At 64.6% G+C, this 16,314-nt stretch carries 29 protein-coding genes; 28 read left to right on the top strand and 1 reads right to left on the bottom strand.

Going from position 1 to position 16,314, the window contains the following annotated elements:
• The first annotated feature begins 45 nt into the window (after positions 1-45).
• The 24 genes from rplC (at position 46) to AAC014_RS06680 (ending at position 12,302) form a co-directional block, all read left to right on the top strand.
• Positions 46-795 (top strand): 50S ribosomal protein L3, encoded by a 750-nt coding sequence (gene rplC, locus AAC014_RS06795; RefSeq protein WP_339705929.1) that lies wholly within the window; start codon positions 46-48, stop codon positions 793-795.
• A gap of 2 nt (positions 796-797) precedes the next feature.
• The gene (rplD, locus tag AAC014_RS06790; protein ID WP_339705926.1) at positions 798-1,418 is read left to right on the top strand and encodes a 50S ribosomal protein L4; all 621 of its coding nucleotides are present in this window, start codon (positions 798-800) and stop codon (positions 1,416-1,418) included.
• Entirely contained in the window at positions 1,411-1,728 is a 318-nt protein-coding gene (locus tag AAC014_RS06785; protein ID WP_293780884.1) for a 50S ribosomal protein L23, read from the top strand. Before rplD ends, AAC014_RS06785 begins: the two co-directional genes overlap by 8 nt.
• 3 nt (positions 1,729-1,731) lie before the next feature.
• Complete coding sequence (rplB, locus tag AAC014_RS06780; protein ID WP_339705922.1) at positions 1,732-2,571, top strand: 50S ribosomal protein L2; 840 nt, start codon at positions 1,732-1,734, stop codon at positions 2,569-2,571.
• Positions 2,572-2,574: 3 nt separating this feature from the next.
• A complete protein-coding gene (rpsS, locus tag AAC014_RS06775; protein WP_293780878.1) occupies positions 2,575-2,850 on the top strand; it encodes a 30S ribosomal protein S19 in 276 nt (91 codons plus the stop codon).
• 3 nt (positions 2,851-2,853) lie between these two features.
• Positions 2,854-3,240, top strand: a complete 387-nt coding sequence (rplV, locus tag AAC014_RS06770; RefSeq protein WP_293780875.1) for a 50S ribosomal protein L22 — start codon at positions 2,854-2,856, stop codon at positions 3,238-3,240.
• A 2-nt stretch (positions 3,241-3,242) separates the two neighbouring features.
• On the top strand, positions 3,243-3,938 hold the full coding sequence (gene rpsC / locus AAC014_RS06765) for a 30S ribosomal protein S3 (RefSeq protein ID WP_339705918.1): 696 nt from the start codon (positions 3,243-3,245) through the stop codon (positions 3,936-3,938).
• A gap of 63 nt (positions 3,939-4,001) precedes the next feature.
• A complete protein-coding gene (gene rplP / locus AAC014_RS06760; protein ID WP_121047252.1) occupies positions 4,002-4,421 on the top strand; it encodes a 50S ribosomal protein L16 in 420 nt (139 codons plus the stop codon).
• 15 nt (positions 4,422-4,436) lie between these two features.
• Positions 4,437-4,646: a 50S ribosomal protein L29 gene (gene rpmC, locus AAC014_RS06755; protein ID WP_121047253.1), complete on the top strand. Its 210-nt coding sequence runs from the start codon at positions 4,437-4,439 to the stop codon at positions 4,644-4,646.
• Between the two features lie 11 nt (positions 4,647-4,657).
• Positions 4,658-4,894: a 30S ribosomal protein S17 gene (gene rpsQ / locus AAC014_RS06750; protein ID WP_121047254.1), complete on the top strand. Its 237-nt coding sequence runs from the start codon at positions 4,658-4,660 to the stop codon at positions 4,892-4,894.
• A 1-nt stretch (position 4,895) separates the two neighbouring features.
• Positions 4,896-5,264 carry a 50S ribosomal protein L14 gene (rplN, locus tag AAC014_RS06745; RefSeq protein WP_121047255.1) on the top strand — a complete coding sequence of 123 codons (369 nt, stop codon included), beginning with the start codon at positions 4,896-4,898 and terminating at the stop codon, positions 5,262-5,264.
• On the top strand, positions 5,265-5,588 hold the full coding sequence (gene rplX, locus AAC014_RS06740) for a 50S ribosomal protein L24 (RefSeq protein ID WP_339705907.1): 324 nt from the start codon (positions 5,265-5,267) through the stop codon (positions 5,586-5,588).
• Positions 5,581-6,165 (top strand): 50S ribosomal protein L5, encoded by a 585-nt coding sequence (rplE, locus tag AAC014_RS06735; protein WP_121047257.1) that lies wholly within the window; start codon positions 5,581-5,583, stop codon positions 6,163-6,165. The genes rplX and rplE overlap by 8 nt, the downstream gene beginning before the upstream one ends.
• Before the next feature lie 29 nt (positions 6,166-6,194).
• On the top strand, positions 6,195-6,500 hold the full coding sequence (rpsN, locus tag AAC014_RS06730; RefSeq protein WP_121047258.1) for a 30S ribosomal protein S14: 306 nt from the start codon (positions 6,195-6,197) through the stop codon (positions 6,498-6,500).
• Between the two features lie 16 nt (positions 6,501-6,516).
• Positions 6,517-6,915 (top strand): 30S ribosomal protein S8, encoded by a 399-nt coding sequence (rpsH, locus tag AAC014_RS06725; protein ID WP_339705901.1) that lies wholly within the window; start codon positions 6,517-6,519, stop codon positions 6,913-6,915.
• A gap of 11 nt (positions 6,916-6,926) precedes the next feature.
• Positions 6,927-7,460 carry a 50S ribosomal protein L6 gene (gene rplF / locus AAC014_RS06720; protein WP_293780854.1) on the top strand — a complete coding sequence of 178 codons (534 nt, stop codon included), beginning with the start codon at positions 6,927-6,929 and terminating at the stop codon, positions 7,458-7,460.
• Positions 7,461-7,462: 2 nt separating this feature from the next.
• Positions 7,463-7,819, top strand: a complete 357-nt coding sequence (gene rplR, locus AAC014_RS06715) for a 50S ribosomal protein L18 (protein WP_339705898.1) — start codon at positions 7,463-7,465, stop codon at positions 7,817-7,819.
• 1 nt (position 7,820) lies between these two features.
• Positions 7,821-8,525, top strand: a complete 705-nt coding sequence (gene rpsE / locus AAC014_RS06710; RefSeq protein ID WP_339705895.1) for a 30S ribosomal protein S5 — start codon at positions 7,821-7,823, stop codon at positions 8,523-8,525.
• A 6-nt stretch (positions 8,526-8,531) separates the two neighbouring features.
• Complete coding sequence (rpmD, locus tag AAC014_RS06705) at positions 8,532-8,708, top strand: 50S ribosomal protein L30 (protein ID WP_293780845.1); 177 nt, start codon at positions 8,532-8,534, stop codon at positions 8,706-8,708.
• 77 nt (positions 8,709-8,785) lie between these two features.
• Positions 8,786-9,265, top strand: coding sequence for a 50S ribosomal protein L15 (rplO, locus tag AAC014_RS06700; protein ID WP_293780842.1), 480 nt, complete (start codon positions 8,786-8,788; stop codon positions 9,263-9,265).
• A 108-nt stretch (positions 9,266-9,373) separates the two neighbouring features.
• Complete coding sequence (secY, locus tag AAC014_RS06695) at positions 9,374-10,723, top strand: preprotein translocase subunit SecY (RefSeq protein ID WP_339705891.1); 1,350 nt, start codon at positions 9,374-9,376, stop codon at positions 10,721-10,723.
• Positions 10,720-11,367 carry an adenylate kinase gene (locus AAC014_RS06690; RefSeq protein ID WP_339705888.1) on the top strand — a complete coding sequence of 216 codons (648 nt, stop codon included), beginning with the start codon at positions 10,720-10,722 and terminating at the stop codon, positions 11,365-11,367. The genes secY and AAC014_RS06690 overlap by 4 nt, the downstream gene beginning before the upstream one ends.
• Before the next feature lie 45 nt (positions 11,368-11,412).
• Entirely contained in the window at positions 11,413-11,922 is a 510-nt protein-coding gene (locus AAC014_RS06685) for an ATPase (protein WP_339705885.1), read from the top strand.
• Between the two features lie 5 nt (positions 11,923-11,927).
• Complete coding sequence (locus AAC014_RS06680) at positions 11,928-12,302, top strand: ModE family transcriptional regulator (RefSeq protein WP_339705882.1); 375 nt, start codon at positions 11,928-11,930, stop codon at positions 12,300-12,302.
• A 4-nt stretch (positions 12,303-12,306) separates the two neighbouring features.
• Here AAC014_RS06680 and AAC014_RS06675 read toward each other — a convergent pair whose 3' ends face one another.
• Positions 12,307-13,578, bottom strand: a complete 1,272-nt coding sequence (locus tag AAC014_RS06675; protein ID WP_339705880.1) for an MFS transporter — start codon at positions 13,576-13,578, stop codon at positions 12,307-12,309.
• A gap of 274 nt (positions 13,579-13,852) precedes the next feature.
• Here AAC014_RS06675 and rpsM point away from each other — a divergent pair, with 274 nt between their 5' ends.
• From rpsM to rplQ, 4 genes are all read left to right on the top strand, one after another.
• A complete protein-coding gene (rpsM, locus tag AAC014_RS06670; RefSeq protein WP_339705877.1) occupies positions 13,853-14,221 on the top strand; it encodes a 30S ribosomal protein S13 in 369 nt (122 codons plus the stop codon).
• Between the two features lie 24 nt (positions 14,222-14,245).
• Positions 14,246-14,635, top strand: coding sequence for a 30S ribosomal protein S11 (rpsK, locus tag AAC014_RS06665; protein WP_121047270.1), 390 nt, complete (start codon positions 14,246-14,248; stop codon positions 14,633-14,635).
• 82 nt (positions 14,636-14,717) lie between these two features.
• A complete protein-coding gene (locus AAC014_RS06660) occupies positions 14,718-15,764 on the top strand; it encodes a DNA-directed RNA polymerase subunit alpha (RefSeq protein ID WP_339705872.1) in 1,047 nt (348 codons plus the stop codon).
• Between the two features lie 102 nt (positions 15,765-15,866).
• Complete coding sequence (rplQ, locus tag AAC014_RS06655; protein ID WP_121047271.1) at positions 15,867-16,286, top strand: 50S ribosomal protein L17; 420 nt, start codon at positions 15,867-15,869, stop codon at positions 16,284-16,286.
• Positions 16,287-16,314 lie beyond the last annotated feature (28 nt).

The raw sequence follows: 16,314 nt of genomic DNA, 5'->3' as shown, positions 1-16,314 counted from the left end.
AGCCCGCTCCGCGGAGTGGGCCTCTGAAGAGGAAGGAACAAGATCATGCGCACTGGCGTGATCGCAAAGAAGGTGGGAATGACCCGGCTGTTCAAGGACGACGGCCGGCACGTTCCTGTGACGGTCCTCAGCCTTGAAGGTTGTCAGGTCGTTGCACAGCGTACCGAGGACCGCGACGGCTACGTCGCGCTCCAGCTCGGTGCCGGCACCGCGAAGGTTAAGAACGTCGCCAAGCCGCAGCGCGGCCACTTCGGCAAGGCCGAAGTCGAGCCGAAGGCGCAGGTTGTCGAATTCCGTGTCACGGAAGATGCGCTCGTCGATGTGGGGGCCGAACTTTCGGCTGACCATTTCATCGCGGGTCAGTATGTCGACATCACCGGCTCCACGCAGGGCAAAGGCTTCGCCGGCGCCATGAAGCGTTGGGGTTTCGGCGGTCTGCGCGCGACGCACGGCGTTTCGGTCTCGCACCGTTCGCACGGTTCGACGGGTAACCGCCAGGATCCGGGCAAGGTCTTCAAGAACAAGAAGATGGCCGGCCACATGGGCGCCCGCAACCGCACGCAGCAGAACCTCGAGATCGTCGGCACCGACGTCGCGCGCGGTCTGATCTTCGTCAAGGGTTCGGTCCCCGGTCACAAGGGCGGCTGGCTCGAAGTTCGCGACGCCGTGAAGGTGGCGCGTCCTGGCGAGGCTCCGTATCCGGCCGGCATCCGTTCTGCGAACAACAATGAAGCGGCCCCCGCCGAGGCTCCGGCCGAGACGGTCGAAACCGCCGCCGACGGCCAGGAGGGCTGAACATGAAGATCAAGGTACAGACCCTCGACGCGAAAGCTGCTGGTGATGTCGAACTGAACGACGAGATTTTCGGTCTCGAACTTCGCACCGACATCCTGCACCGCGTCGTCAACTGGCAGCTCGCCAACCGTCGCGGCTATGCCCGCGCGGCGCGTGAGCGTTCGGATGTTGCACGCACCGGCAAGAAGTTCGGTCGCCAGAAGGGCGGCGGCACGGCCCGTCACGGCAACCGTCGTTCGCCGATCTTCATCGGCGGCGGCAAGGCCCACGGTCCGCGTGCGCGTTCGTTCGAGCAGAGCCTGAACAAGAAAATCCGCGTCCTCGGTCTCAAGACCGCGCTGTCGGCGAAGGCCAAGGAAGGCAAGCTCATCGTCGTCAAGGACCTTGAGCTGAAGGATGCCAAGACGAAGGCGCTGCGCGAGCAGCTCGGCAAGCTTGGGATCACCAGCGGCCTCTTCATCGACGGCGACACGCCCGCGAACTTCCGTCTGGCCTGCGCGAACCTCTACAAGGTTGACGTGCTGCCGGTCATCGGCGCGAACGTGTACGACATCCTCAATCACGACACGCTCGTCCTCACGACGTCGGCGGTCGAAAAGCTGGAGGCGCGCTTCAATGGCTAAAGCCGCGAAGAAGGCCGAGATCGCGCTGGAGCACTACGACGTGATCCTGTCGCCGGTCATCACCGAGAAGTCGACGCAGGTGTCGGAATACAATCAGGTTGTGTTCCACGTCGCGAAGACCGCGACCAAGCCCGCCATCAAGGCGGCGGTCGAAGCGCTGTTCGATGTCAAGGTGAAGGGCGTGAACACGCTCATCGCCAAGGGCAAGACGAAGCGCTGGAAGGGTCAGCGCTACATCCGCTCCGACGCGAAGAAAGCCGTCGTGACGCTCGCCGAAGGCGAGTCGATCGACGTGACCACGGGAATCTAAGCCATGGCGCTCAAATCCTATAATCCGACCAGCGCTGCGCGCCGCGGTCTCATCCTCGTCGACAAGTCGCAGCTCTTCAAGGGCAAGCCCGTCAAGGGCCTGACCGAAGGCCTGCACAAGTCCGGCGGTCGCAACAACCAGGGCCACGCCACGGCGCGCGGCATCGGCGGCGGTCACAAGCGTCGTTATCGCATCGTCGATTTCAAGCGTCGCAAGTGGGACATGACGGCTGTTGTCGAGCGGATCGAATATGACCCGAACCGCACGGCGTTCATCGCCCTCGTGAAATACGAGGACGGCGAGCTGAACTATATCCTCGCACCGCAGCGTCTTGCCGTCGGCGACACCATCGTCGCCGGCAAGAAGACCGACGTGAAGCCGGGCAACGCGATGGAAATCGGGCAGATGCCGGTCGGTACCATCGTCCACAACGTCGAGATGAAGCCCCGCAAGGGTGGCCAGATCGCGCGTTCGGCAGGCACCTATGTGCAGGTCGTCGGTCGTGACCGCGGCATGGCGATCGTCCGTCTCGGTTCAGGCGAACAGCGCTACGTCCCCGCCGATTGCATGGCGACGGTCGGCGCAGTATCGAACCCGGACAACTCGAACCAGAACCTCGCCAAGGCCGGCCGCAACCGCTGGCTCGGCAAGCGTCCGCTGACGCGCGGTGTCGCCAAGAACCCGGTCGACCACCCGCACGGCGGTGGTGAAGGCCGTACTTCGGGTGGCCGTCATCCGGTGACCCCTTGGGGCAAGCCGACGAAGGGTGCCAAGACCCGGAACAAGAAGAAGGCGTCGAGCGCGATGATCATCCGTTCGCGTCACGCGAAGAAGAAGAGGTAAGCCATGGCGCGTTCCGTCTGGAAGGGTCCGTTTGTCGACCTGCACCTTCTGAAGAAGGCCGAGACCGCCCAGGATTCCGGTGCCCGTGCGCCGATCAAGACCTGGTCGCGCCGCTCGACGATCCTGCCGCAGTTCGTTGGGCTCACCTTCAACGTCTACAACGGCAAGAAATTCGTGCCGGTGACCGTCAACGAGGACATGGTGGGCATGAAGCTCGGCGAGTTCGCGCCGACGCGCACCTATTTCGGCCACACCGCCGACAAGAAGGCGAAGAGGTAAGCGATGAGCAAGGCTGCAAACCCCCGCCGCGTCGGCGAGCGCGAGGCGCTCGCGGTGGCGACGACCGTTCGCGGTTCGGCGTACAAGCTGAACCTCGTCGCCGGTCTCATTCGCGGCAAGAAAGCCGGCGATGCGCTCAACATCCTCACCTTCTCCACGAAGGCGATGGCGGTTGACGTTCGCAAGGTTCTCGCCTCGGCGATCGCCAACGCGGAAAACAACCACAACCTCGACGTCGATGCGCTCGTGGTGAAGGAAGCCAGCGTCGGCAAGTCGATCACGATGAAGCGCTGGACGCCCCGCGCACGCGGCCGTTCGGCGAAGATCATGAAGCCGATCAGCCGCATCCGCATCGTTGTGCGCGAAGCGGACGAAGAGGCAGGAGCGTAAATATGGGTCACAAGACTTCCCCCATCGGCCTGCGGCTGCAGATCAACCGCACCTGGGACTCGCGCTGGTTCGCGGACGGCGAAGACTACGGCCGTCTGCTGCTCGAGGATCTGAAGATCCGCAACTTCGTGATGAAGACGCTGCCGCAGGCGGCGATCTCGAAGGTGGTGATCGAGCGTCCGGCGAAGCTGTGCCGCGTGTCGGTGTATGCCGCGCGTCCGGGCGTGATCATCGGCAAGAAGGGTGCGGACATCGACAAGCTGCGCAAGCAGCTCGCCGCGATGACGTCGAGCGAAGTTTCGCTCAACATCGTCGAAATCCGCAAGCCCGAGGTCGACGCGAAGCTCGTCGCGCAGTCGGTCGCCGATCAGCTCGTGCGCCGCGTGGCGTTCCGCCGCGCCATGAAGCGTGCCGTTCAGTCGGCGCTGCGTCTTGGTGCCGAGGGCATTCGTATCACCTGCTCGGGCCGTCTTGGCGGCGCCGAGATCGCGCGCACCGAATGGTACCGTGAAGGCCGCGTTCCGCTGCACACGCTGCGCGCGAACGTGGACTACGCGGAAAGCCAGGCGCACACGGCTTACGGCGTTTGCGGCGTCAAGGTCTGGATCTTCAAGGGTGAGATCCTCGACCACGACCCGCTGGCGCAGGACCGGATCATGATGGATGCACAGACGTCGGGAGTTCGGCCGGCGCGTTAAGGTCGAAAGACCATAACTGCGTCGCCTGATCGAGGACCGATTCCTGTCAGAAGGCGATAAAAGATGCTGCAACCGAAACGCACCAAGTTCCGCAAGGCCCACAAGGGCCGCATTCACGGCAACGCCAAGGGCGGGACCGAACTCAACTTCGGCGCCTATGGCCTGAAGGCGCTCGAGCCGGAGCGCGTCACTGCGCGCCAGATCGAATCCGCGCGCCGTGCCATCACGCGCCACATCAAGCGCCAGGGCCGTCTCTGGATCCGCATCTTCCCGGACGTTCCGGTCTCCCGCAAGCCTGCCGAAGTCCGCATGGGCTCGGGCAAGGGCGCGCCGGAATACTGGGTTGCCCGCGTGAAGCCGGGCCGCGTGATGTTCGAGCTTGATGGCGTCAGCTACGAGGTCGCCGCTGGCGCCTTCGAACGCGCTGCCGCGAAGCTCCCGATCAAGACGAAGCTGATCGCTCGTCTTGGCGACCAGCACTAAGGAGGGGATGCAGCCATGAAGCACGCAGACCTCAAGACCAAGACTGACGACCAGCTCTCCGCCGATCTCGCCCAGCTGAAGAAGGAGCAGTTCAACCTGCGCTTCCAGGCGGCGACGGGTCAGCTGGAAAAGGCGAGCCGTGTGCGCGAGGTGCGCCGCACCATCGCGCGTATCCGGACGCTGCAGAACGAACGCGGTCGCGCCAGCGCCGCTGCCGAAGCCTGAAGGGAATAACGATGCCGAAACGCGTCCTCGTCGGGCAGGTAGTCTCCGACAAGACCGACAAGACGGTGGTTGTGAAGGTCGAACGCCGGGTTCAGCACCCGCTGTACGGCAAGATCATCCGCCGCTCGAAGAAGTATCACGCGCATGATGAAGCCAATGCCTTCAAGGCCGGCGACACCGTGCGGATCGAAGAATGTGCGCCGATCTCCAAGCTGAAGACGTGGCGCGTCACGGAAAAGGTGAGCTGACATGATCCAGATGCAGACGAACCTCGACGTTGCTGACAACAGCGGCGCGAAAAGGGTGCAGTGCATCAAGGTGCTCGGCGGTTCGAAGCGCCGTTTCGCAACCGTCGGCGACGTGATCGTCGTCTCGGTGAAGGAAGCAGCGCCGCGCGGCCGCGTGAAGAAGGGTGACGTGCATCGCGCCGTCATCGTTCGCACCGCGAAGGATATCCGCCGCGCCGATGGTACGGTCATCCGCTTCGATTCGAACGCGGCCGTGCTCATCAACAAGAGCGAGGAGCCGATCGGCACCCGCATCTTCGGGCCGGTGGTGCGCGAACTGCGTGCCAAGAAGCACATGAAGATCATCAGCCTTGCGCCGGAGGTCCTCTAAATGTCCGCAGCGAAGATCAAGAAGGGTGACCGCGTCGTCGTCCTGTCCGGCAAGGACAAGGGCAAGCACGGCGATGTCACGAAGTCGCTCCCGAAGGACGGCAAGGTCGTCGTGTCGGGGATCAACATCGTGGTCCGCCACGTGAAGCCGAGCCAGGCCAATCCGCAGGGCGGGCTGGAGCGTCGCGAGGCGCCGATCCACGCGTCGAAGGTGGCGCTCGAGGATCCCAAGACCGGCAAGCCGACCCGCGTCGGTTTCCGTATCGAGAAAGACGGCAGCAAGGTGCGTGTCGCCAAGCGGTCGGGTGAGGTGATCAATGGCTAAGGCAGAACGCGTGAAGCCGCGCCTTCAGAAGGTGTATGAAGAGCAGGTGCGCGCTGCGCTCACCGAGCGCTTCGGCTACAAGAACGCCATGGAAGTCCCGGGCATCGAGAAGATCGTGCTCAACATGGGCGTTGGCGATGCGACGCAGGACAAGAAGCGCATCGACGCGGCACTCGCCGAGATGATGCAGATCGCCGGTCAGCGTCCGGTGGTCACCAAGGCCCGCGTTTCGATCGCGCAGTTCAAGCTGCGCGAGGGAATGCCGATCGGCGTGAAGGTGACGCTGCGGTCCGACCGCATGTGGGAATTCCTGGATCGCCTCATCAACATCGCGCTGCCCCGCGTGCGCGACTTCCGGGGCGTAAACCCGAAGTCGTTCGACGGTCGCGGCAACTACGCGATGGGCATCAAGGAGCAGATCGTGTTCCCCGAGATCAACTATGACCAGGTCGAAAAGGTCCGGGGCATGGATGTGATCATCACCACCACCGCGAAGACGGACGAGGAAGGCCGCGAGCTGCTGCGTGCGCTCAACATGCCCTTCACCGACCGCGACGAAACCCAGAAGGCCGCGTAAGCGGCCGCTAGAGGAGCTGAACTTAAGTCATGGCGAAACTGAGTTCGATCAACAAGAATGAGCGTCGGAAGAAGCTCGTGAAGCAATATGCGGGCAAGTATGCCCGTCTGAAAGCGATCGCGAACGACGAGAGCAAGGATGAGACGGAGCGTCTGATGGCGCGCCTGAAGCTTGCCGAGATCCCGCGCAACGCAAACCCGACGCGCATCCGCAACCGGTGTGAACTCACCGGTCGTTCGCGTGCGTATTACCGCAAATTCCGCTTGAGCCGCATCATGCTCCGGGAACTGGCCAACAAGGGCCTGATCCCGGGTGTGACGAAGTCGAGCTGGTAAGGAAAGGATCGATCCCATGTCGATGACCGATCCGCTGGGCGATATGCTGACCCGCATCCGCAATGGTCAGCAGGCCCGCAAGGACTCTGTTCTCACCCCGGCCTCCAAGCTGCGCAGCCACGTCCTCGACGTGCTGCAGCGCGAAGGCTTCATCCGCGGCTATTCCGCCGCAGACACCGGCCAGGCGATGCGCGAGCTTCGTATCGATCTCAAGTATTTCGAAGGCCAGCCGGCGATCCAGCACCTGCAGCGCGTCTCGAAGCCGGGCCGCCGCGTCTATTCGGGCGCGAAGGAACTGCCGCGCGTCCGCAATGGCCTCGGCATCACCATCGTTTCGACGCCGAAGGGCGTTCTCTCAGACGCGGAAGCGCGTGAGCAGAACGTCGGCGGCGAAGTGCTCTGCCAGGTCTTCTAGGGGTATTGACGATGTCACGCATTGGAAAAAGACCCGTGAGCGTACCTGCAGGCGTCACCGCGACGCTGGCCGATGGCCGGCTGTCGGTGAAGGGCCCGAAGGGCGAGCTCAGCATCGTCACGCACGATGACATCAGCTACGCGGTCGAGGACGGTCGCATCTCCGTGGGTCCGGCAAACGCCTCGCGGCGTGCCCGCGACTTCTGGGGTATGCAGCGCACACTCGTGCAGAACCTGGTGACGGGTGTCACCGAGGGTTTCACGAAGACGCTGGAGATCACCGGCGTCGGCTACCGCGCGAACGCGCAGGGCAACACCCTGAAGCTGCAGCTCGGCTACAGCCATGATGTCGACTTCGCGATTCCGGAAGGGATCACGGTGAAGACGCCCGATCAGACCACGGTCGAGATCTCGGGCATCGATCGCCAGCAGGTCGGCCAGGTGGCTGCAGAGATTCGTCGTTGGCGGAAGCCGGAGCCCTACAAGGGCAAGGGCATTAAGTACCGCGGCGAATTCATCTTCCGCAAAGAAGGCAAGAAGAAGTAGCGATGGGCAAGAAACTCACACCATTCGAACAGCGCCGCCGCCGCGTGCGGACGGGGCTTCGGCTGAAGGCCGGCACGCGTCCCCGCCTGTCGGTGCACCGCTCGTCGCAGCACATCTACGCGCAGATCATCGACGACGCCGCAGGCAAGACGCTCGTGTCGGCCTCGACGCTGGACAAGGACGTGAAGGGCCAGGCTGGCGCGACCGTTTCGGCGGCGACCGATGTCGGCAAGCGCCTTGCCGAGCGGGCGAAGGCGGCAGGCGTGACGCAGGTTGTTTTCGATCGTGGCGGCTTCCTGTTTCACGGCCGGGTGAAAGCGCTCGCCGAGGCGGCGCGCGAAGGCGGATTGGAGTTCTAGTATGGCTGACGAAACCCAGATCGACGCCCCCGAGGCGGAAGCTGTCGAGACCGAAAGCCGGGGCCGTCGGGGTCGCGGCGGACAGGGCCGTGACGGCGGCGCCGGACGTGGTCGTCGTGACGATCGCGGCGGCCGCGGCAATCGTCGCGAGCCGCGTCAGGAGCCGGGCGAGGAGCTGATCGAGAAGCTCGTCCACATCAACCGCGTCTCGAAGACGGTGAAGGGCGGCAAGCGCTTCGGCTTCGCAGCGCTCGTCGTCGTCGGCGACGGCAAGGGCCGCGTCGGCTTCGGCCACGGCAAGGCCCGCGAAGTGCCGGAAGCGATCTCGAAGGGCACCGCCGCCGCCAAGAAGGCGATGGTCCGCGTGCCGCTGCGCGATGGCCGCACGCTGCATCACGACGGCTTCGGCCACTTCGGCGCCGGCAAGGTCTACGTGCGCTCCGCGCCGCAGGGTACCGGCATCATCGCCGGCGGTCCGATGCGCGCCGTGTTCGAAAGCCTTGGCGTTGCCGATGTCGTCACGAAGTCGGTCGGCACCAACAACCCCTACAACATGATCCGCGCGACCTTCGAGGCGCTGAAGGAACAGGCTTCTCCCAAGGCTGTTGCCCAGCGTCGCGGCAAGAAGATCGCCGACCTCATCGGCCGTCGCGGCGATGTGTCCGGCGCTGCCGTTCAGGTCGAAGCCGACGCGGTCACGGAGTAAGTCATCATGGCGAAGATCAAGCTCAAGCAGGTGGGTTCGCCCATCCGCCGCACCAAGGACCAGCGCGCAACGCTCGTCGGGCTCGGCCTCAACAAGCTCCACCGCACGTCGGAGCTGGAGGACACTCCCGAGGTTCGCGGCATGATCCGCAAGGTTCAGCACATGGTGCAGGTCATCAACTAGAACAGGTTCGAAGCCCTCTTTCTCCGCGAAAGAGGGCTTCGAATTTGGCGCGACAATAGCGAAAGCGAGTGCTCACAATGAAAATCAGCGATCTCAAGGACAACAAGGGCGCCCGCAAGAGCCGCACGCGCGTGGCGCGCGGTATCGGTTCGGGTCTCGGCAAGACCGCAGGCCGCGGCCAGAAGGGCCAGACCAGCCGTTCAGGCGTTGCCATCAACGGTTTCGAGGGCGGCCAGATGCCGCTCCACATGCGTCTGCCGAAGCGCGGCTTCAACAACCCGTTCGGCAAGGATTACGCGATCGTCAACGTCGGCACGATCCAGCGCGCCATCGACGAGAAGACGCTCGATGCGAAGGCCGCCATCGGCGCTGCCGAGCTCCTCGCCGCGAACCTCATCCGCAAGTCGAAGCACGGCGTCAGCCTGCTCGGCAAGGGTGAGCTGAAGGCGAAGCTCGACATCACCGTTGCGCGGGCCTCCAAGGGCGCGCTCGCGGCGGTGGAGAAGGCCGGCGGCAAGGTCACGACGACGGTTGCCGCTGAGTCCGCCGAGGGCTGACACGGATTTTTCGGGGCGTGGGCATGGCGCAAAGCCGTCCCGCGCCCTATCTAGTTCCGGTCGCCGGCCGTATCGGGGGCAGGGCAGAGCTTTTTCCGGGGTAATGTGATGGCGTCAGCAGCCGAACAACTTGCAGCCAATCTCAATTGGGGCTCGTTCTCCAAAGCGACCGACCTCAAGAAGCGGCTGTGGTTCACGCTCGGCGCGCTCATTGTGTTCCGCCTGTGCTCGTTCGTGCCGCTACCCGGTATCGATCCCATTCAGCTCGAGCTTCTGTTCGATCAGACGCGCGGCGGCGTGCTCGATTTCGTCAACATGTTCTCGGGCGGTGCGCTCGAACGCATGTCGATCGTCGCACTCAACATCATGCCGTACATCACGGCCTCGATCATCGTGCAGCTCATGACCTCGCTGTCGCCTTCGATGGCGCAGCTCAAGAAAGAGGGTGAGAGCGGCCGCAAGAAGATCAACCAGTATACGCGCTACGGCACCGTGGCGCTCACGCTGTTCCAGGGTTACGGCATCGCGGTCGGCCTCGAAGGCTGGGGTGCGGGGCAGGGTGCGTCGGCCGTGCTCGATCCGGGCTGGTTCTTCCGTATCACCACGATGATCACGCTGCTCGGCGGCACCATGTTCCTGATGTGGCTCGGCGAGCAGATCACCGCGCGCGGCATCGGCAACGGCATCTCGCTCATCATCATGGCGGGCATCGTCGCGACGCTCCCGGGCGCGCTTGCCGGCCTCTTCGAGCAGGGCCGCACCGGCGCGATGTCGGGCATCGTCATCCTCGCGATCATCCTTGCGGTCATCCTCGTGATCGCGTTCATCTGCTTCATGGAGCGCGCACAGCGGCGCATCCTGGTGCAATATCCAAAGCGCCAGGTGGGCAACCGCATGTCGCAGGGCGAAAGCTCGCACCTGCCGCTGAAGCTCAACACCGCGGGCGTCATCCCGCCGATCTTCGCTTCGTCGCTGCTGCTGATGCCGCTCACCGTCGCGCAGTTCGCGGGGCAGAATTCGCAGAACGAGTGGATGATCGCGGTCACCACCGCGCTGCAGCACGGCTCGCCGCTCTACATGTCGCTCTATGCGTTCGGCATCATCTTCTTCTGCTTCTTCTACACGGCGGTCGTCTTCAATCCCGAGGAGACGGCAGACAATCTGAAGCGGCAGGGCGGCTTCATCCCCGGCATCCGCCCGGGCGAGAAGACGACGCAGTATCTGGATTATGTGCTCACGCGCATCACGGTGGTCGGCGCGGCGTATCTCACGCTCATCTGCCTCATCCCCGAATTCCTGATCTCGTCGTTCGCGCTGCCGTTCTACTTTGGTGGCACTTCACTTCTCATCGTCGTCAACGTAACGATGGATACGGTTGCGCAGATTCAGTCGCATCTGCTTGCGCACCAGTATGAGGGGCTCATCAAGAAGGCGAAGCTGAGGGGGAATCGGCGTTGAACATAATACTGCTCGGCCCGCCGGGGGCGGGTAAGGGCACGCAGGCCGGCAAGCTCGTCGAAGAGCGCGGCATGGTGCAGCTCTCGACCGGCGACATGCTTCGCGCGGCGGTGAAGGCGGGAACGCCCGTCGGTCTCAAGGCGAAGGCCGTGATGGACGCCGGCCAGCTCGTCTCCGACGAGATCGTCTCCGACCTCATCGGTGACAAGCTCGACGAGATGGGCCCGGACAAGGGCGCGATCTTCGATGGCTATCCGCGCACCGCGGCGCAGGCGGAATCGCTCGACGCGATCCTCAGCGCGCGTGGCCGCACCCTCGATCACGTGATCGAACTCGATGTCGATGAAGACGCGCTCGTCGAGCGCATCACCGGCCGCTTCACCTGTGCGAAGTGCGGCGAGGGCTATCACGACACCTTCAAGCAGCCGAAGACCGAAGGCGTCTGCGATGTCTGCGGTGGCGCTGAATTCAAGCGCCGCCCCGACGACAATGCCGAAACGGTCCGCACGCGCATGGCCGAATACCGCGCCAAGACCGCGCCGATCCTGCCGATCTACGAAGCGCGCGGCCTCGTGAAGCGCGTCGACGGCATGGCCGACATGGGCGACGTCGCTGCCAGTATCGCGGCGATTCTGGACGCCTGACGCGCTTCCGGGCACACTTCCGCTCGGCAACGAGGGGAGGGACTCATGCGCTTCATTCTGCCGGTGCTGATGCTTGCCGCTGCGCCGGCTGCGGCGGACGTGAAGGTCAGCGAAACCGGTTTCGTCGTCGAGAACAAGGCCGTCGCGGCGGCCGCGCCCGATGCGGTCTGGGCGGCACTTGTCGCCCCTGCGCGCTACTGGAATCCGGACCATAGCTATTCCGGCAAGGCGGCGAACTTCACGCTCGATGCGAAGGCGGGTGGCTGCTTCTGCGAGGCGCTGCCGGACGGCGGTTCGGTCGAGCACATGCGCGTCGTCTTCGCTGGTCCCGGCAGCACGCTGCGTCTGGTCGGCGGTCTCGGCCCCCTGCAATCCGAAGGTGTCGCCGCCACGCTTACATGGGCGCTGAAGCCCGTCCCGAACGGCACGGAGATCACCCAGACCTATGTCGTCGGCGGCCACATGCGCTTCGATGTTCCGGCGACCGCGCCGCTCGTCGGCCAGGTGCTGAACGAACAGCTCACGCGTCTCGCGGCGCTGTTTCCCAAAGACTGAGCCGCGTGGCGATCATCGGCCCCCTCAAGCTCAAGGCGCAGATCTTCTGCGGCGGCGAGCCCGCGATCGGCCCCGGCAAGGCGGACCTGCTTGAAGCCATCGACCGCGAAGGCTCGATCTCCGGCGCGGGCCGCGCGATGGGCATGAGCTACCGCCGCACTTGGCTCCTCGTCGACAGCCTGAACCGCTGCTGGGCGGAACGTGTCGTCGAAACGACCGCGGGCGGCGGCGCAGACAAAGGCGCGCGCCTCACGCCCTTCGGCCGCACCCTGCTCGATACCTATCGCGCCTTCGAGGCGAAACTTGCGGAAACCACAGACGACCCAGCCTACCGCGACCTGCTCGCGCTCCTGCGCGACAAGCCCTTGCCGCACGCCTGAAACCTCAGCGGGGCTCCGGCTTCACCATCAGCAGCCCGAGGAAGCTCACCGTCGCCGCGCCCGCGAGATAGAGCCCCACCGGCGCAAGCCCGCCCCGATCGGCAAGCGCCTGCGCGATGTTGGGCGCGAGGCCCCCGCCCAGGATGCCGCCCACATTGAACGCCATTGATGCGCCCGTGTAGCGCACGCGCGCCGGAAACAGCCCGGGCAGGAACGCGCCGAGCGGCCCGTAGACGAACCCCATCATCAGCAGCATCAGCGACAGGAAGGCGAACACCGGCAGAAGCGCGCCGCCTTCCATCATCGGCGCCATCAAAAGCGCCGTCGGCACGGTGCCGATGCAGCCCGCCATCAGGATGAAGCGCGGCGTCTTCACGTCCGAAAGCCAGCCCGCGATCAGGATGCCCACGGCCATGAACAGGATCGCGCCGAGCAGGATCGACAGGAACGTCTCACGCGCGATGCCGAGCGTCGTCGTGCCGTAGCCGAGCGCGAACGCGGTCGCGAGGTAGAAGATCGCGAAGCAGCAGACGACGGCGAGCGTGCCCGCCAGCGTCTCGCGCCAGTGATCCTTCAGCAGCTCGGCAAGCGGCACCTTGGGCGGCGGTCCCTGTTCCATGGCGGCGGCGAAGGCGGGCGTTTCGGTCAGCTTCAGCCGCACCCACAGGCCGACGCCCACCAGCACCGCGCTCGCAAGGAAAGGCAGCCGCCAGCCCCACGCGAAGAACTGCTCCGGCGTCAGTGTGAGGCCGAGGATCAGGAACAGCCCGTTCGCCGCGATGAAGCCTACCGGCGCGCCGAGCTGCGGGAACATGCCGAAGCGCCCGCGCCAGCCCGGCGGCGCGTTCTCCACCGCGAGCAGCGCCGCCCCGCCCCATTCGCCGCCCAGGCCGAAGCCCTGCCCGAAGCGCAGGAGGCACAGCAGCAGCGGCGCGATCCATCCGGCGGTCTGGTAGGTCGGCAGGAAGGCTATGGCGAGCGTCGAGCCGCCCATCAGCATCAGCGAGGCGACAAGTGTGGACTTGCGCCCGATCCGGTCGCCGAAGTGCCCGAACACGCTGGCGCCGAGCGGACGCGCCAGAAACGCGATGCTGAAGCTCGCATACGACATCATCAGCTGAACGGAAGGGGACTCGGAGGGAAAGAACAGCGGCCCGAACACCAGCGCCGCCGCCGTCACGTAAATATAGAAGTCGTAGAACTCCACCGCCGTGCCGACGAGGCTCGCCGTCAGCACGCGCCGCGTCGATGGCGGCAGTTGTCCGGCTTCAGCCATGCGATCCCCCGTTCACGATATTGCAACCGCCGATGGCGATATGCGATGCACGCGTCAACCGTCTGCGGGTTGCGGCTGCGTTTCGTATCTTGACACCGGCGTCGCGCCGCCGCTTGACACAGGCCGATTCGGCTCCTATCTCCCCCACATCCCGAATGTATCGCATTCCGGCGGCGCATAACGCGTGCTCGCCGGTTTTGTGTGTTCATTGGGATTTACGCTTTGAGATAGGCCCGCGTGCCCGCGCCGGCCTGTGGAGCTAGGAGAAACATCTGTGGCACGTATTGCGGGCGTTAACATCCCGACCAACAAGCGCGTCGTGATTGCCCTTACCTATATTCATGGCATCGGCCGTACCACCGCGTCGAAAATCTGCAGCACGCTGGGCTTCCCGGCGGAACGCCGCGTTCAGGACCTCACCGATCAGGAAGTCATCCAGATCCGCGAGATGATCGACCGCGACCACACTGTGGAAGGCGATCTTCGCCGCGAGACGTCGATGAACATCAAGCGCCTGATGGACCTCGCGTCCTATCGCGGCCTGCGTCATCGCAAGGGCCTTCCGGTCCGCGGCCAGCGCACGCACACGAACGCCCGCACCCGCAAGGGCAAGGCGAAGCCGATCGCCGGCAAGAAGAAATAAGCGAGCAAAAGGGAGCTATTCGAAATGGCACGGGAACCGGCTCGCATCAAACGGCGCGAGCGCAAGAACATTACGTCGGGCGTCGCGCATGTGAACGCCTCTTTCAACAACACCATGATCACCATCACGGACGCGCAGGGCAATGCGATTGCCTGGTCGTCGGCCGGCACGATGGGCTTCAAGGGCAGCCGCAAGTCGACGCCTTACGCCGCGCAGGTCGCAGCGGAAGACGCCGGCAAGAAGGCTGCCGAGCACGGCGTGCGCACGCTGGAAGTCGAAGTTCGGGGCCCCGGTTCGGGCCGCGAATCGGCACTCCGCGCGCTGCAGGCGGTCGGCTTCCAGATCACCGCGATCCGCGATGTGACGCCGATCCCGCACAACGGCGTGCGTCCGCCGAAGCGCCGCCGCGTCTGACGCCCCGCGCGTTCGCCAAAGCGTTTCGTCCGAAAATCCTATGCGGCGGGCTTCGGCCCGCCAGCCCGCGAAGGGGAAGACAGTGGCCGTAATTGCAAAGAACTGGCAGGAACTGAAGAAACCCAACAGCCTCGAAGTGAAGGCCGGCGCGGACAAGGCGCGGAAGGCGACGTTCGTCGCCGAGCCGCTGGAGCGCGGTTTCGGCCTCACGCTCGGCAATGCGCTGCGCCGCGTGCTGCTCTCCTCGCTGCAGGGTGCGGCCGTCACCTCGATCAAGATCGACGGCGTGCTGCATGAGTTTTCCTCGCTTGCCGGCGTGCGTGAGGACGTTACCGACATCGTGCTGAATGTGAAGCAGGTTGCGGTGAAGATGCTCGACGAGATGCCGAAGCGCCTGCACCTCACCGCCTCGGGTCCGGGCGAAGTCACCGCCGGCCAGATTTCGGTGACGGGCGATATCGAGATCATGAACCCCGATCTCGTCATCTGCACGCTCGACGAGGGCGCGACGCTCAACATGGAACTGACGGTCGAAACCGGCAAGGGCTACGTGCCCGCGTCGCAGAACCGTCCGGCGGATGCGCCGATCGGTCTCGTGCCGGTCGATGCGCTCTACTCGCCGGTGCGTCAGGTCGCCTACAAGGTGGAAAACACCCGCGTCGGCCAGGAACTCGATTACGACAAGCTGACGCTGACGATCGAAACCGACGGCACCGTGACGCCGGATGATGCGCTCGCCTATTCTGCGCGCATTCTTCAGGACCAGCTGGCGCTCTTCATCAACTTCGACGAGCCGACGGCGATCGCCGCCGTTCCCTCGACGGCTGCTGCCGCGCAGGAAGACGAAGGCGCCATCAACCGTTACCTCCTCAAGAAGGTGGACGAGCTGGAGCTGTCGGTGCGCAGTGCGAACTGCCTGAAGAACGACAACATCATCTACATCGGCGACCTCGTTCAGAAGACCGAGGCCGAGATGCTGCGCACGCCGAACTTCGGCCGCAAGAGCCTCAACGAGATCAAGGAGGTCCTCTCGCAGATGGGCCTTCGCCTCGGGATGGAAATCCCCGGCTGGCCGCCGGAGAACATCGAGGAACTCGCCAAGAAGCTCGAGCAGGAAATCATGGGCTGAGGCTTCGGCCTTACCCTACACGGGTTTGGGCGGCGCCCGGTTTCTGCCGCCTGGTCCGGAGTACCTCGCACGGCTCCGTGAACAAACGAGAAGGAAGACAAGATGCGTCACCGCGTAGGACACCGTAAGCTCGGCCGTACCTCGAGCCATCGCCAGGCGATGTTCCGCAACATGGCCGCCGCGCTCATCAAGCACGAGCAGATCAAGACCACGCTGCCCAAGGCGAAGGAACTTCGCCCGTACGTGGAAAAGCTGATCACGCTCGCCAAGAAGGGCGGCCTTTCCAATCGCCGTCTCGCGCAGTCGCGCCTGATGGACGAAACGCAGCTGAAGAAGCTCTTCGAGGTGCTCGGCCCGCGTTACGAGGGGCGCCCCGGCGGCTACATCCGCGTGCTGAAGGCCGGCATTCGCGGAGACGATGCCGCGCCAATGGCGATCATCGAGTTCGTGGATCGCGACACCAGCGCCAAGGGTCAGGACTCTGGGCCGGTCGAATCATACGATGAGGCCGAAGCCGCCTGAGCGGGCGCTTTCGCTGAAAGATAGGGGC

It is taken from the genome of uncultured Sphingosinicella sp., from assembly GCF_963974575.1.
Lineage (GTDB): Bacteria > Pseudomonadota > Alphaproteobacteria > Sphingomonadales > Sphingomonadaceae > Sphingosinicella.
This window is presented reverse-complemented; position numbering and strand designations above follow the sequence as displayed.